A 14,251-nucleotide genomic window follows, 5' to 3' on the forward strand; every position below is an offset into this window, starting at 1 on the left:
AGTGTACGCCGCCCGCTTCGGATCGGGGCTCGAACTCAGCCGGCAGACCTCCCGGGCGTTCGGTCATGTGCACCGCGCCGGTCAATCCGGCGAGTGTGGGACAATGCCGCGTTTGCGCCATTGCCTGCCGTCATGGATCCCTTTTTCGCGCGCGCCTACGCGGCGCATCGTGACGGACGACTCGCCGACGCCGAGCGCGATTACCGCGCCGCGATCGACGCCGATCCCGTCCATACCGACGCCCTCCACCTGCTGGGCGTGCTCCGTCATCAGCAAGGCCGGCACGAAGAAGCGGCGGACCTCGTTGGCCGGGCCGTCGCGCTGCGCCCCAACGATGCGGGTCTGCAACTGAATCTCGGCAATGCGTTGAAGGCGATGGGCAAGCTCGATGGCGCCATCGAGCGTTTTCGCAACGCGCTCTCGCTCGCACCGGACTTCGGTCTGGCGCATTACAACCTCGGCAACGCCTACGCGCTCGCGGGCCGGCACGAAGACGCCGTACTCGCGTTCGAGCGATCGTTGCGCCTGCAACCGAACGACGCTTCGATCTACAACAATCTCGGCAACGCGCTGCACGCGCTCGGCCGCAGCGAGGAAGCGATCGCCGCGTTTTCGCAGGCGCTGGCCCTGCGGCCGGGGCACGCGGGCGCCCATAACAACCTAGGCATGGCGTTGGCGGCGCTCGGGCGCGCCGACGAGGCTATCGAACAATTTCGCGCGGCGCTGACGGCGCAGCCCGGCTATGTCGCGGCGCACTTCAATCTCGGCAACACGCTCGACGCCGTGGGCCGCCACGCCGAAGCGGGCGCCGCGTTCGAAGCTGCGCTGGCGCTGCAAAGCCAATTCCCGCCCGCGTTGCTCGGGCTCGGCAATGCGCTGGCCGCTCAGGGCCGCCATGCCGACGCGATTTCCCGCTACGAGCGCGCGGTCGGCCTCGATCCGCAACTCGCGCTCGCGTGGCTCGGTTTAGGCAATGCGCACCATGCGCTCGGCGCGCACGATGCAGCCCTGCGCGCCTTCGATCAGGCGCTGCGGCTGCGCCCCGAACTCGCATCGGCGCAACTGAATCGCGCCCTGACGCTGCTTACGCTCGGCGATTTCGCGCGCGGTTTGCCCGCCTACGAATCGCGGCTCGCGATCGCCGCGGCAGCGGCCGGCGGTCCGATCGGCACCGTCGCGCCGGCGCCGATGCGCTGGCGCGGCGAACCGGCGCCGGAACGCACGCTGCTCATCGACGCCGAGCAGGGTTTCGGCGACACGTTGCAATTCCTTCGATTCGTGCCGCTGGCCCGTGAGCGTGTAGGCCGCGTGGTCCTGACCGTGCAGCGCGAGCTCGAGCCGCTCGTCGCGCCGCTGGCCAAGACATGGCGAATCGCGGTGGCCGTCGCGGGGCAAACGCCGCCGCAAGCCGACCTGTGCTGCCCACTGCTGAGCCTGCCGCTTGCGCTCGGCGCGACGCTCGATACGTTGCCTGGCCCGAGCCGTTACCTCGAGGTGCCGGCGGCCTACCGGCGCCGCTGGCGCGGCTCCTTGGGCGGCCATGCGAAGGTCAAGGTCGGGCTCGCGTGGTCGGGCCGCATCCAGGCGCAGGAAAACCGCGCCATACCCGCCTCGATGCTCGCCCCGCTATTCGCATTGGCAGGTATCGACTGGCTCGTACTTCAGCCGAACCTTACCGACGACGACCGGCGCGTGCTCGACACGTTCGCGCGCACGGCCTCGATTCACCGGCTCGATTCGCGCATCGGCGACTTCGCCGATACGGCCGCCGTGGTCGACCGGCTCGACGCGATCGTTTCGATCGACACGTCGATCGCCCACCTGGCCGGCGCACTCGGCAAACCGCTTTGGCTCATGCTGCCGTTCGCGGCCGACTGGCGCTGGTTCACGAATACCGATCGCAGCCCGTGGTATCCGAGTGCGCGGCTCGTGCGTCAGCCCTCGCCGGGCCAATGGGAACACGTCGTCGACACGGTTGCGCAGGCGCTTGCGCGAGAACTGCCGGACCGATAAAGCTCGACTATCCGGCTTCAGACCGCCTTGTATTGCTCGCGCGCTTGGGGCGTGCGATACAAGAACAAGGTCGCCGCGAGGCCGCAGAGTGCGGCAACGCCCATCCAAAGGCCGGGCGCGGCCTTGTTGCCCGTTTCATGAATCAGCAGGGTCGAGATCGCCGGCGTGAAGCCGCCGATCGTGGTGGCGAGACTGTATGCAAGCGAGAACCCGGCCGTGCGCACGGCGCGCGGCATGACCTCAGTCAGCGCGACGACCATCGCGCCGTTATAGCTGCCGTACAGGAACGAGAGCCAAAGTTCGACCGCGAGCAAACGCCCGAACGAAGGGTTCGCCACGAGCCACTGCACCGCCGGGTAAGCCGTCAAAATCGTCAGCACCGTGAAGACGATCAGTACGGGGCGGCGGCCGATGCGATCCGATAGCGCGCCCATCGTGGGCAGCCACACGAGGTTCGACAAGCCGATGCAGACCGTCACGATCAGCGTATCGATGGAAGACAACTTGAGCACTTCCCTGCCGAACGTCGGCGTATAGGCCGTGATCAGGTAGAACGAAACCGTCGTCATCAGCACCATGCCCATGCCGCCCAGCACGACGCCCCAGTTCTGCGCCAGCGAGGCGAACACTTCGCCGATCGAGGGACGATGCCGCATCTCGAGAAACTCGTCGGTTTCCTTCAACGAGCGGCGAATGAGGAACAGGAACGGCACGATGAGACAGCCGATCAGGAACGGCACGCGCCAGCCCCAAGCGCCCATCTGCTCGGCGGGTAAAGCGCGGTTCAGGATGACGCCGAGCAGCGCCGCGAACACGACGGCAACCTGCTGGCTGCCCGACTGCCACGAGCAGTAAAAGCCCTTGTGGCCCTTCGTCGCGATCTCCGACAGATAGACGGAGACACCGCCCAATTCGACACCGGCCGAGAAACCTTGCAATAGCCGCCCCAGCAGAACGAGCGCGGGCGCGAGCATGCCGATGGTCGCGTAGCCCGGCACGGCCGCCACCGCGAGCGTACCGAGCGCCATCAGCCCCAGCGTGAGGATGAGGCCTTTGCGCCGGCCGTGGCGGTCGATATAGGCGCCAAGCACGAGCGCGCCGAGCGGCCGCATCATGAAACCCGCGCCGAACACGGACAGCGAGAGCATCAGCGAGATGAAATCGTTGCCGCTCGGGAAGTAGGTCTTGGCGATCGCATGCGCGTAATAGCCATAGACCATGAAGTCGTACATCTCGAGGAAGTTGCCGCTCACGACACGAAAGACGGTGCGGACCTTCGATTCGGCGGGCGATGCGGGGGAAACGCTGGACATGAATCTCTCTACGAAGCCGTTATCGAAGCCGTTATGCGCGCGCGCCGGCAAGCCGGGCGAGCAAACGGCGAAAAAACGAAAAGGAAGACGGGCTCGAAGCCGACCTTGCGGCACGGCTCGCACGGCAGCGCGCGAGCCCCTGCGAATAGCGCCGTCATCATACTGCGATAGACAGGTCGGTGCAGTATTCGTATGACGAGACGCGAGGGCCTCGGGGAGTGCCGCGATGAGCAGCCGCAATCAGCAGCCGCAGTGAGGACCCTTAGTGAGCGCCGCCCCGTTCGCGGATTTGCGGCCACGCGAGCTTCATGTAATAGAGCATCGACCAGATGGTGAGGACCGCCGCGAGGTAAATGAGCCACTGCCCCCAGACGCGCGTATCGATCGAGAACGTACCACCGAGCGGGACCTCGCCGTAGTAAAGCAGCATGGGAATAGCCACCATTTGGCACGCCGTCTTGAACTTGCCGAGTTGGTTGACCGCTACGCTCTTCGACGCGCCGATCTGCGCCATCCATTCGCGCAGCGCGGAGATGGCGATTTCGCGGCCGACGATCACCAGTGCGATCGCCGACTGAATGCGCGTCAGTTGCACGAGCACGAGCAAGGCCGCGGTCACCATGAGCTTGTCGGCGACCGGATCCAAGAACGCACCGAAGGCCGAAGTCTGGTTCCACTTACGCGCGAGAAAGCCGTCGAACCAATCGGTCAAGGCGGCCAACACGAAGATCGCCGCCGCCGCGATGTTGCGCTCGGCGCCGCTCATCATCGTGTCGGGCATGTAGAACACGCCGACGACGAGCGGAATCAGCACGATCCGCAGCCATGTCAGAAAGATCGGAAAGTTGAATGGCATGGACGAAGGGCGGGCCTAGAAAGTGAGAGAGCGGATATCGAGGAGACGCCATTGTGCCGCGTCGCCGAACCCGCTACAAGCGTGAAGCGGCGCAGCACGGCGGCCCCGCCTCAATGCAGTTGCCGGTAGATCTGTTCGGCCAGCGAGCGCGAGATACCTTCGACGCTCGCCAGATCCTCGACGCTCGCCGCCACGACGCCGCGCAAACCGCCGAAGCGCGCCAGCAGGCGCTGGCGCCGCTTGGCCCCGACGCCTTCGAGCTCCTCCAGCCGCGAGGTTTGACGCGCCTTCGCGCGTTTGGCTCGCATACCCGTGATCGCGAAACGGTGCGCCTCGTCGCGGATCTGCGCGACCAGCATCAGCGCGGCGCTTTCCTTGCCGAGTTCCAGGGCCGGACGGCCATCGGCGAAGACGAGCGTTTCCAGGCCGACCTTGCGGCCCTCGCCCTTGGCGACGCCGACGAGCATCGAACGATCGAGCCCGAGTTCGGTAAACACTTGGCGCGCCACCTCCACTTGGCCCTTGCCGCCGTCGATCAGCACGATGTTCGGCAAAACGGCGCCGCTTGCACTTGCAACGGCATCGGCCGGCTCCGCGGCCAACTCCGGGGCGGCCGCGGCCTCGGGCTGCGGCGCCTGCGCCCGGTCGTCCGCGTTGCGCGCGGCCATGAGCGCGAGTTTCTCGTAGCGGCGCGTGAGCACCTGACGCATGGCGGCATAGTCGTCGCCCGGGGTGATGCCCGTGATGTTGTAGCGGCGGTATTCGCCCGACTGCATCTTGTGATCCCGGTAGACGACGCACGACGCTTGCGTCGCCTCGCCCATCGTATGGCTGATGTCGAAGCACTCGATCCGCAGGTGCGCGAGGTCGTCGCACTCCATGCCGAGCACCTCCGCCAATGCTCGCGTGCGCGCTTGTTGCGAGCCGCGCTCCGACAACAGCCGCGCCAAGGCGAGCCGCGCGTTTTGCTCGGCCATCCCGAGCCAAACCCGGCGCTGCCCTTGGGGTTGACGCACGAGTACGACTTTGTGCCCGGCCTGTTCGGTCAGCAAATCGAGCAGGTCCCCGTTGGCCGGGGCGTGACTGACGACGAGCACCGGCGGGATACGGTTGCCGAGATAGTGCTGCGCGATGAACGCTTCGAGTACCTCCGTTTCGATGCCCGGTTCGAGGCGATCGGCGGGTTCAGCGGGCTCAGTCGGCTCAGACGGCTCGGAAAGCTCGGTCTGTTCGTCATCGGCCCCGAAAGCACTCTCGACGTGCGAGGGAAAATAGGCCTTGTCGCCGAGATGGCGTCCGCCTCGAACCATGGCGAGGTTGACGCACACGCGCCCGCCGAGCGCGACCACGGCCAGGATATCGACGTCGCTGTCGCCGCCCACTTCGATCGCCTGCTGGTGCAGCACCGTGGAGAGCGAGCTCATCTGATTGCGCACGGCCGCCGCCTGCTCGAACTTCAACTCGGCGGCGAACGCGTGCATCTTGGCTTCGAGTTCCTTCATGACCTCGCTTTGCCGGCCGAGCAGAAAACGCGACGCGTTCGAGACGTCGCGCGCATAATCCTCTTCGCTGATCGCACCGACGCACGGCGCCGTGCAACGGCCGATCTGATGCAATAGGCAAGGCCGCGTCCGATTGTTGAAGACGGAATCCTCGCACGTGCGCAACTGAAACACGCGCTGCAAGATCTGAATGCTTTCGCGCACGGCCCAGGCGCTCGGGAACGGCCCGAAATACTGGTTCTTCTTGTCTACCGCGCCGCGGTAGTACGCCATGCGCGGGAACGCATGTCCCGTGAGCTTCAGATAGGGATACGACTTGTCGTCGCGAAACAAGATGTTGTAACGCGGCGCCAGCGCCTTGATGAGATTGTTTTCGAGCAGCAACGCCTCGGCTTCCGAACGGGTCACCGTCGTTTCGATTCGCGCGATGCGCGTGATCATCATCGCGATGCGCGGCGAAACCTGCGTTTTCGTGAAGTAGCTCGATACGCGCTTTTTCAGATCGCGCGCCTTGCCGACGTAAAGCACGTTCTCGTGCGCGTCGTAATAACGGTACACGCCCGGCAGGTGCGGCAATTGGGCTAGGAACTTCTTCGGTTCGAAAGGTGTAGGTTGAGCGTCGGATTCGGTCATGCGCGTCGGATGCGAGGCGCCGCGCCGAGCGGATGGGCGCGGGCGGCGGCGTGCTTTAGAATCGCCAGTTTAGACCATTTGCCTTCGCGGCCGCGCCCTCGCCTGCGCGCCGGCAGCGCCGGATCGCCGCGCGGGGCCGGCCATGCCCTCGGGCGCCGCATCCTGCCGCCCGGTCGCTCCCTCATCGCAGCCTCACCGCCTTCCGATCCCGCCATGCCCTCGAACTCCATCGTCAGTCCCGCACCGCCCGCCGCCGATACGCTCTCGTGCGACCTGTTTTGCGCGGTCATCGACAACTTCGGCGACGTGGGGGTCTGCTGGCGCTTGGCTCGGCAGCTCGCCTCGGAATACGGCTGGCAGGTGCGGTTGCTCGTCGACGATCTGCATACGTTCGCCCGCCTTTGCCCGGCGCTCGACGTGGCCCTCACGCGCCAGCGCATCGACGGCATCGTCGTCGAGCACTGGCACGAGCCCGCGCACGCGGGCGATGCGCTCGCGGTGGCCGACATCGTGATCGAAGCGTTTGCCTGCGAGCTGCCGCCGGCCTATGTCGCCGCGATGGCGCGCCGCCAGCGCAGTCCCGTTTGGCTCAATCTCGAGTACTTGAGCGCGGAGGACTGGGTGGCCGAGTGCCATCTGAGGCCCTCGCCGCATACGCGCTATCCGCTGACCAAGACGTTCTTTTTTCCGGGCCTCGGCGCTGGAACGGGCGGTGTCATCAAGGAAAAATCGCTCGATGACGCACGGCGGGCGTTCGAGTCCCAACCGGTGGCACGCGACGCGTGGTGGCAAGCGATGACCGGGGCCCCGGAGCCGGCGCCCGAGGCGACCATCATCTCGCTCTTCTGCTATGAAAATCCGGCCGTCGACAGCTTGCTCGAGCAATGGCGCGAGGCGGCCGAGCCGATCGTGCTGCTCGTGCCCGAAGGCCGTGTCTCGGGCGCGCTCGCTCGCTTCTTCGGCCTGCCTTCGTTCGGCGCCGGCACGCGGTCCGAGCGCGGCGCCTTGCGCGCGCATTCGCTCGCCTTTCGCCCGCAGCCCGAATTCGATGCCTTGCTGTGGGCAAGCCATCTGAACTTCGTACGCGGGGAAGACTCGTTCGTGCGCGCCCAATGGGCCTGCCGCCCTTTCGTGTGGCACATCTACCCTCAGGCCGACGCGGCGCATCTGCCCAAGCTCGACGCCGCCCTCGCCCACTACGCCCGCACGCTTGCGCCGGCGCCGCGCGCCGCGCTCGACCGCTTCTGGCACGCCTGGAACGGAGCCGGCACGCCCGATTGGGCCGACTTTTGGCGCCATCGCCGCGCCTACGAAGCGCGGGCAGCCTCTTGGGCGGACGAGCTCGCGAGCGTCGGCGACCTCGCCGCGAACCTAGCCGAATTCGCAAAATCTCAGTTAAAATAAGCGGTTATCCAACGGCGTAGCGCGCCTAGCTCAATGGGTCCGAATCGGGAAGTCGAATCGGTCCGGATCGCCGAGCGCTACTTGAACGATCGATGTCGATGCCGTTGAGCAACAGATCAGCCACTTTATTCGCACAGGATCGTTTTATGAAGATTGCACAGGAACTGCGCACCGGCAACGTCGTCATGATTGGCAGCGACGCCATGGTCGTGCAAAAGACCGAATACAACAAATCGGGCCGCAACGCCGCCGTCGTCAAAATGAAGTTGAAGAATTTGCTGACGGGCGCCGGTATGGAATCCGTCTATAAGGCGGACGACAAGTTCGACGTGGTCGTGCTCGATCGCAAGGAAGTGACGTACTCGTACTTCGCCGATCCGATGTATGTCTTCATGGACGCCGATTACAACCAGTTCGAAGTCGAAGCCGAGATGATGGGCAATGCCCTGAACTATCTCGAAGACGGCATGCCTTGCGAAGTCGTCTTCTACAACGAGAAAGCGATCTCGGTCGAGCTGCCGACCACGCTCGTGCGCGAAATCACGTACACGGAGCCGGCGGTCAAGGGCGACACGTCGTCGGGCAAGGTGCTCAAGACGGCCAAGATCAACACGGGCTTCGAATTGCAAGTTCCGCTATTCTGCAATATCGGCGACAAAATCGAAATCGATACGCGCACCGACGAATACCGCAGCCGCGCATAAGCGTTTTCCGGTGATCGGGCGCCTTTCGCGCGCCCTATACGGAACGTTATGCCGACTGAAGGCGCCCCACGGGGCGCTTTTTTTTTCGTATGAGTGGTGTATGGTTAAGCAATCTTTACCGGTCGTTTTTTCACTATAGCGTGGCCGGAACCGCCTCTCTTTCCGAGTCGCCGTTGCAAGTGCTTGTTCTATAAAGGAGAACGATCTGGCACGCCAAATGCTTTGTCCAATCGGTAGCCCGCGCGCCGTCGAAATGCGTTTTTGTGGGATGGCGTCATTCTTCCTTGGCGCCGACGGGCTCTCGACTTCCTAATTGACTACGCCAGCCATGCCACACGCTCTGATTGTCGAAGACGATCCCAATAGCCTGTCCGGTCTCAATGCGATCGTCGCCGCGGACGGTTTTTCCGTCGACACCGCCGCCTCGCTAGCCGAGGCACGCGCCGCGCTGACCCGCTTCATCCCCGACGTCGTCCTGATCGACCTGAATCTGCCCGACGGCAGCGGGCTCGACTTGCTCCACAATCTGCCGGCGCAGCCGGACGGCGTCGTGCCGGTGATCGTCATGACCGGCAACGCGACCGTGGAAAGCGCCATCGAAGGGCTGCGCCACGGCATTTGGGACTACCTGCTCAAGCCCGTCAATATCCCGCGGCTGCGCTCGCTGCTCGCGCGCATTCCGCGCCCGTACGAGTTGACCGAGGAAGTTCAATCGCTACGCTCGACGCTGCGCCGGCTCGGCCGCTTCGGCCCGATGATCGGGCGCAGCGACGCGATCGCCCACGTCTACGATGCGATCGAGCGGCTCGCGCCGACCGAATCGGCCATCCTTATTTGCGGCGAAGCGGGGACGGGCAAGGAAATCGCGGCGCGCACGCTGCACGATATGAGCCGGCGCCGCAAAGGTCCGTTCGTGGTGTTCGACTGCCGCGCATTCGCGCGAGACGGCGGCGTCGAACGCGGCCTCGATAGCATGCTGTTCGGCCAGGAAAGCGCCGTGCCGTCGATCGAACGTCGCGAGCCCGGTTTATTCGAGCAGGCCGCGGGCGGCACGCTGTTCCTCGATGAAATCGCCGAATTACCGTTGCCGCAACAAGAAGCGCTGCTCCGTGCGCTCGATTCGCAGACGTACATGCGCGTGGGCGGCAGCAATCAGGTCAGCGTGGATTGCCGCATCATCGCGGCCACGCGCAAGCCGGCCCGCGACGCCGTCGCGCAAGGCGTGCTGCGAGAGGATCTGTGGCTGCGTCTGGATGCGGCTTCGCTCGCCCTGCCCCCGCTGCGCGAACGCGCCGACGACGCCGTGCTGCTCGCCGAGGCGCTCGTCGACGAACTGAATCGCGAGATCAATGCAAGCGGTCTCGCCACGGTCAACAAACGCATCGGCCCGAACCTCGTACGCGAGTGCCTGACCTACGATTGGCCGGGCAACGTGCGCGAGCTCCATGAACGGGTACGCCGGGCTTATAACGCGTCGGGCGAAATTGTCGATTCGCTGCGCGCCGACGAGGCGAACGGTTCGGGCGGACGGCGGCTCAATGGCGGCAGCGTCCAGGTAACGGTCGGCACACCGTTGTCCGATGTCGAAGACTTGCTGATCCGGGCGACGCTCGACGCCGTCGGCGGCACGCGGCATCGCGCCGCCACGCTGCTCGGCATCAGCCCGAAAACGCTCTACAACAAGCTGCAGCGCATGAAGATGGCGTAGCGCCCCGCGTTAAGCGAAAGCGCTGGCCAGCAGCGCTTTCGCGTCGCGATACGCCGGGCGTTCCGCGAGCTTGCGCCAGTTCGGCGCTTTGCCGCGCGGGCGCAACTGCTTCAGACGCTGCACGCTTGCCTTCGAGGGCGTGTACGCCAATTCGTTGAGCACACACTCGGCAGCCTCGGGCTGGTTGCATACGAGCACCATGTCGCAGCCCGCCTCCAGCGCCGCCTGCGCGGCTTGCGTCAGCGTGCCGCCCGCGCGCGCCGCCTCCATGGATAGATCGTCGCTGAAAATCGCGCCGTTGAACCCCAGCCGCTCACGCAAGATGTCTTGCAGCCAGATCCGCGAGAAGCCCGCGGGCTTCTCGTCCACTTTCGAATAGATCACGTGCGCCGGAATGACGGAGGCGAGCGCCATGCCGAGCCATTCGTAGGGCGCGGCGTCGTCCGCCAAGATCTGCTCGAGCGGACGGTCGTCCACGGGCAGCGCGACATGCGAGTCGGCGCTCGCGTATCCGTGACCCGGAAAATGCTTGCCGCAGTTGGCCATGCCGGCCAGCGCGAGCCCATGGTTCAAGCTCTTCGCAAGCAGCGTCACCACGCGCGGGTCGCGATGAAACGCGCGATCGCCGATGACGGCCGATAACCCGTAATCGAGATCGAGCACCGGCGTGAAGCTCATGTCGATCCCGCATGCGCGCAGCTCGGCGGCTAGGACATAACCGGTGGCCGTTGCGACCTTGGTGGCGTAGAGCACGTCGCGGTCCCACAGCTCGCCGAGGCGCCGCATCGCGGGCAGGACGGTAAAGCCGTCGGTGCGAAAGCGTTGCACGCGCCCGCCCTCGTGATCGACGGCGATCAAAAGATCGTCGCGCACGTCGCGAATGGCGTCGGTCAGCGCGATCAGTTGACCGCGGTTTTCGTAATGGCGGCCGAACAAAATGACGCCACCCGTCATCGGGTGCGACAGGCGCCGCACGTCGTCGTCGGTGAGCACGGGCCCCTTGACGTCGAGCATCACCGGGCCGGGAGGGTTTTTCATCGATTCGAGGAGCATGTCGGAAAATAAAGACGAGAGAGATCTGGCGAACGATGCCCTCGTTCAAGCCGAAGGCGACGGTGAATTCGATTCGGCGATCACGAACGACACCGCGTAATCGCGCTCGTCGCTGATCGTCACCTGCGCCGTGATGCCGCGCGCGGCCAGCCAATCGGCAAGCTCGCCCGACGCCTTGACGAACGGTTTGCCGCTTGCTTCGTTCAGCGTTTGCAGCGCGCGCCAGGTCATCGGCCAATGCATGCCGAGCCCGATCGCTTTCGAAAACGCTTCTTTCGCGGAAAAGCGGGTGGCGAGGAATGCGAGTCCCCTCGCCTCCGAGCGTGCTTTGCGCGCGTGATAGACGCGCAACTCGTCGGGGCCGAGCACCTTCTCGGCGAAACGCCCCTTCGTGCGCGCCATCACGGCCGCGATGCGGCTCACTTGGATGAGGTCGGTACCGACGCCGTAGATCGCCATCTGCGCGCCCGCGCGACGTTCAGCGCTTGGCGGCAAGACGCGCGGCCACCATGATGGCCTTCATCTCGCGCACCGCGTTGTCCCAGCCCGCGAAAATCGCGTGCGCCACGATCGCATGGCCGATGTTCAATTCGACGATGCCCTCGATCGCGGCGATCTGCTGCACGTTCGTATAGTGCAAGCCGTGCCCCGCGTTGACTTTCAACCCCAGCGAGACGCCCAGTTCGACGCCGCGTACGATGCGCTCGTATTCGCGCTGTTGTTCGGTTTCGTCGTGGGCATCGGCATAGCGGCCGGTGTGCAATTCGACGACGGGCGCCCCTGCCTCGTGCGCCGCGCGAATTTGCGCGTCGTCGGCATCGATGAACAGCGAGACGCGCGAGCCCGCATCGGCCAATTGCAGGCAGGCGGCGCGCACCGCCTCGAAATGGCCCGCCACGTCGAGACCGCCTTCGGTCGTCAGTTCCTCGCGCTTCTCGGGCACCAGGCAGACATCGTGCGGACGCACGTCGCACGCGATGTCGAGCATCTCTTGCGTCACCGCGCATTCGAGGTTCATCCGCGTGGCGAGTTGCGGACGCAACGCGCGCACGTCGGCATCGACGATATGGCGGCGATCCTCGCGCAAGTGCAGCGTGATCGCGTCGGCCCCGGCGGCTTCGGCTTGCAGCGCGGCGCGGATCGGATCGGGATAGCGCGTACCGCGCACGTTGCGCAGCGTGGCGACGTGATCGATGTTGACGCCGAGGTCGATAACGTTCGGCGACGTCAGAAAAAAGCTCATAGGTTCTGCAGATCGAGAAGAATCTGGCGAGTCGCGAGCGGCGTGCCGCCAAGATAGGTGTTGAGCAAAAAGCGCATCAGCGTCTTGCTTTGCGCGACGGTCTGGGCACGATGGTAATCGTCGCGCTCCATATCGAGCAACGTTTGGCCCGATACGACCGGCCAGTGGGCGGGCAACTCGCTCACCGCCTCGCGCACGCCACGCTCGGGATCGAAGACATAGCGCCCCTCGGCGACGACGGCCCTGCGCGCCACCGTGCGATCGAGCGCCATCGCGTAGCCCGTCTCGCGCAACAGCACCCGTTCGAACGAACGCAGCACCTGCACGGCAGGCTCGTCGTGCGCGAGCCGGGTCAGCGTCACGACGTAGTGATGGAACAGTTGGGGATGCGGGTCTTCGCGAGCGCAAAACTTGACGAGCAGCTCGTTCACGTAAAAGCCGCACAGCAACGCGTCGCCGCGTAAAGGCAACATGCCGCCCACCCACTCGGCACCCGTCAGCGTGCGCATCTCGGACTTGCCGGACCAGGACATCGAAAGCGGCTGGAACGTCTGCAGCACGCCGCGCAACGCCGAATGCGGACGCTTGGCGCCTTTCGCCACGAGGGCGAGACGGCCATGGTCGCGCGAGAAGACGTCGATGATGAGGCTAGTTTCGCGGTACGGATAGCTGTGCAAAACGAACGCCGGCTGCTCTGCGATGCGGTGCGACGATTCGCGCGGCGCACGGCGCGCGGGTGCGCTCCGGCCTTCGCCGCCGGTGTGCGCCTCGTCCTCGCCGTCGGCTTCGGCGCGCCGCGTCTGACGCGGCTCCTTGGCGCCGGAGGGCGTCACCGCGCGCGCGCGCTTCTCGACGATGCGCGCCGGAATCGCCTCGCCTTGCTCGGCGTCGCCGGACGCGGGAAGCGTTACGGGCGCGTCGTGGATCCCGTCATTCGTACCCATAGGCACGCAGCCCGGCTTCGTTGTCGGCCCAACCGCTCTTCACCTTGATGAACGTCTCGAGATAAACGGGCCCATCGAACAGCTTTTCCATGTCGAGCCGCGCTTCGGTGCTGATCTGTTTGAGCTTGGCGCCCTTGTGGCCGATGATCATCGCCTTATGGGCGTCGCGTTCGACGAGAATCGTCGCGAACACGCGGCGCAGGCGGCCTTCGGTCTCGAACTTGTCGATGAGGACCGTGCTCGTGTACGGCAACTCGTCGCCGGTCCACCGGAACACCTTCTCGCGCAAGATCTCCGCCGCGAGAAATCGCTCGCTGCGATCGGTCAGGTCGTCTTCGCCATAGATCGGCGTGCCTTCGGGCAGATAAGGTTTGACCGTATCGAGCAGATGCTTGACGTCGTCCACGTGCTTAGCCGACAGCGGCACGATTTCCTTGAATTCGCGCAGCGCGCTTATTTTTTGGAAGAACGGATAGAGCGTCTTTTTGTCGCTCACGCGATCGAGCTTATTGGCGACGAGTAGCGTGGGCGCCGACGGCGGAATCAGATCGAGCACCTTCTGATCGTCGGGCCCGAAGCGTCCCGCCTCGATCACGAACAGCACCGCGTCGACGGAACTCAGCGTCGAGGTCACGGCGCGATTGAGCGAACGGTTCAGCGCGGTGCTGTGCTGCGTCTGGAAACCCGGCGTATCGACGAAGATGAATTGCGCGTCCTCGAACGTGTTGATACCCGTGATGCGATGACGCGTGGTCTGCGCCTTGCGCGAGGTAATGCTGATCTTCTGTCCGACGAGCGCGTTCATCAACGTCGATTTGCCGACGTTCGGCCGGCCGACGATGGCGACCATGCCGCAGCGAAAGCCGGAGGGGTTGGGG

General features: G+C 65.1%; 12 protein-coding genes. 4 read left to right on the forward strand and 8 right to left on the reverse strand.

All coding sequences use genetic code 11. The features are described from left to right. Positions 1-132 precede the first annotated feature (132 nt). Positions 133-2,013 carry a tetratricopeptide repeat protein gene (locus C0Z18_RS13880; RefSeq protein ID WP_102645995.1) on the forward strand — a complete coding sequence of 627 codons (1,881 nt, stop codon included), beginning with the start codon at positions 133-135 and terminating at the stop codon, positions 2,011-2,013. Between the two features lie 17 nt (positions 2,014-2,030). Here C0Z18_RS13880 and tcuC read toward each other — a convergent pair whose 3' ends face one another. The 3 genes from tcuC to uvrC form a co-directional block, all read right to left on the reverse strand. Next, the gene (tcuC, locus tag C0Z18_RS13885) at positions 2,031-3,326 is read right to left on the reverse strand and encodes an MFS transporter (RefSeq protein ID WP_102646087.1); all 1,296 of its coding nucleotides are present in this window, start codon (positions 3,324-3,326) and stop codon (positions 2,031-2,033) included. Between the two features lie 262 nt (positions 3,327-3,588). After that, on the reverse strand, positions 3,589-4,182 hold the full coding sequence (pgsA, locus tag C0Z18_RS13890; protein ID WP_102645996.1) for a CDP-diacylglycerol--glycerol-3-phosphate 3-phosphatidyltransferase: 594 nt from the start codon (positions 4,180-4,182) through the stop codon (positions 3,589-3,591). 110 nt (positions 4,183-4,292) lie between these two features. Beyond that, positions 4,293-6,317: an excinuclease ABC subunit UvrC gene (uvrC, locus tag C0Z18_RS13895; protein WP_102645997.1), complete on the reverse strand. Its 2,025-nt coding sequence runs from the start codon at positions 6,315-6,317 to the stop codon at positions 4,293-4,295. Positions 6,318-6,530: 213 nt separating this feature from the next. Between uvrC and earP the strand changes: the two genes are divergently transcribed. The 3 genes from earP (at position 6,531) to C0Z18_RS13910 (ending at position 10,133) form a co-directional block, all read left to right on the forward strand. Then, a complete protein-coding gene (gene earP, locus C0Z18_RS13900) occupies positions 6,531-7,721 on the forward strand; it encodes an elongation factor P maturation arginine rhamnosyltransferase EarP (RefSeq protein ID WP_102645998.1) in 1,191 nt (396 codons plus the stop codon). Positions 7,722-7,867: 146 nt separating this feature from the next. Further along, complete coding sequence (efp, locus tag C0Z18_RS13905; protein ID WP_102645999.1) at positions 7,868-8,425, forward strand: elongation factor P; 558 nt, start codon at positions 7,868-7,870, stop codon at positions 8,423-8,425. Positions 8,426-8,753: 328 nt separating this feature from the next. Further along, a complete protein-coding gene (locus tag C0Z18_RS13910) occupies positions 8,754-10,133 on the forward strand; it encodes a sigma-54-dependent transcriptional regulator (protein WP_102646000.1) in 1,380 nt (459 codons plus the stop codon). A gap of 9 nt (positions 10,134-10,142) precedes the next feature. Here the strand turns inward: C0Z18_RS13910 and nagZ are convergent, their stop codons facing one another. From nagZ to era, 5 genes are read right to left on the reverse strand one after another with little or no spacing between them, the layout of a single operon-like run. Next, positions 10,143-11,171, reverse strand: coding sequence for a beta-N-acetylhexosaminidase (gene nagZ, locus C0Z18_RS13915; RefSeq protein WP_102646088.1), 1,029 nt, complete (start codon positions 11,169-11,171; stop codon positions 10,143-10,145). A gap of 60 nt (positions 11,172-11,231) precedes the next feature. After that, entirely contained in the window at positions 11,232-11,645 is a 414-nt protein-coding gene (acpS, locus tag C0Z18_RS13920) for a holo-ACP synthase (RefSeq protein WP_102646001.1), read from the reverse strand. Positions 11,646-11,664: 19 nt separating this feature from the next. Beyond that, positions 11,665-12,429: a pyridoxine 5'-phosphate synthase gene (gene pdxJ / locus C0Z18_RS13925; RefSeq protein WP_102646002.1), complete on the reverse strand. Its 765-nt coding sequence runs from the start codon at positions 12,427-12,429 to the stop codon at positions 11,665-11,667. Beyond that, positions 12,426-13,373 (reverse strand): DNA repair protein RecO, encoded by a 948-nt coding sequence (gene recO, locus C0Z18_RS13930; RefSeq protein WP_102646003.1) that lies wholly within the window; start codon positions 13,371-13,373, stop codon positions 12,426-12,428. Before recO ends, pdxJ begins: the two co-directional genes overlap by 4 nt. Next, entirely contained in the window at positions 13,360-14,223 is an 864-nt protein-coding gene (gene era / locus C0Z18_RS13935) for a GTPase Era (RefSeq protein WP_199189453.1), read from the reverse strand. The genes recO and era overlap by 14 nt, the downstream gene beginning before the upstream one ends. Positions 14,224-14,251: the final 28 nt, after the last annotated feature.

The organism is Trinickia dabaoshanensis (genome assembly GCF_002879885.1).
In the GTDB taxonomy this organism is placed as follows: domain Bacteria; phylum Pseudomonadota; class Gammaproteobacteria; order Burkholderiales; family Burkholderiaceae; genus Trinickia; species Trinickia dabaoshanensis.

What these genes read in the sequence shown, in the direction of transcription:
- C0Z18_RS13880 (WP_102645995.1), top strand. Translation starts at nt 133, where the DNA reads ATGGATCCCTTTTTCGCGCGCGCCTACGCGGCGCATCGTGACGGACGA.
- tcuC (WP_102646087.1), bottom strand. Translation starts at nt 3,326, where the DNA reads ATGTCCAGCGTTTCCCCCGCATCGCCCGCCGAATCGAAGGTCCGCACC.
- pgsA (WP_102645996.1), bottom strand. Translation starts at nt 4,182, where the DNA reads ATGCCATTCAACTTTCCGATCTTTCTGACATGGCTGCGGATCGTGCTG.
- uvrC (WP_102645997.1), bottom strand. Translation starts at nt 6,317, where the DNA reads ATGACCGAATCCGACGCTCAACCTACACCTTTCGAACCGAAGAAGTTC.
- earP (WP_102645998.1), top strand. Translation starts at nt 6,531, where the DNA reads ATGCCCTCGAACTCCATCGTCAGTCCCGCACCGCCCGCCGCCGATACG.
- efp (WP_102645999.1), top strand. Translation starts at nt 7,868, where the DNA reads ATGAAGATTGCACAGGAACTGCGCACCGGCAACGTCGTCATGATTGGC.
- C0Z18_RS13910 (WP_102646000.1), top strand. Translation starts at nt 8,754, where the DNA reads ATGCCACACGCTCTGATTGTCGAAGACGATCCCAATAGCCTGTCCGGT.
- nagZ (WP_102646088.1), bottom strand. Translation starts at nt 11,171, where the DNA reads ATGAAAAACCCTCCCGGCCCGGTGATGCTCGACGTCAAGGGGCCCGTG.
- acpS (WP_102646001.1), bottom strand. Translation starts at nt 11,645, where the DNA reads ATGGCGATCTACGGCGTCGGTACCGACCTCATCCAAGTGAGCCGCATC.
- pdxJ (WP_102646002.1), bottom strand. Translation starts at nt 12,429, where the DNA reads ATGAGCTTTTTTCTGACGTCGCCGAACGTTATCGACCTCGGCGTCAAC.
- recO (WP_102646003.1), bottom strand. Translation starts at nt 13,373, where the DNA reads ATGGGTACGAATGACGGGATCCACGACGCGCCCGTAACGCTTCCCGCG.
- era (WP_199189453.1), bottom strand. Translation starts at nt 14,223, where the DNA reads ATGGTCGCCATCGTCGGCCGGCCGAACGTCGGCAAATCGACGTTGATG.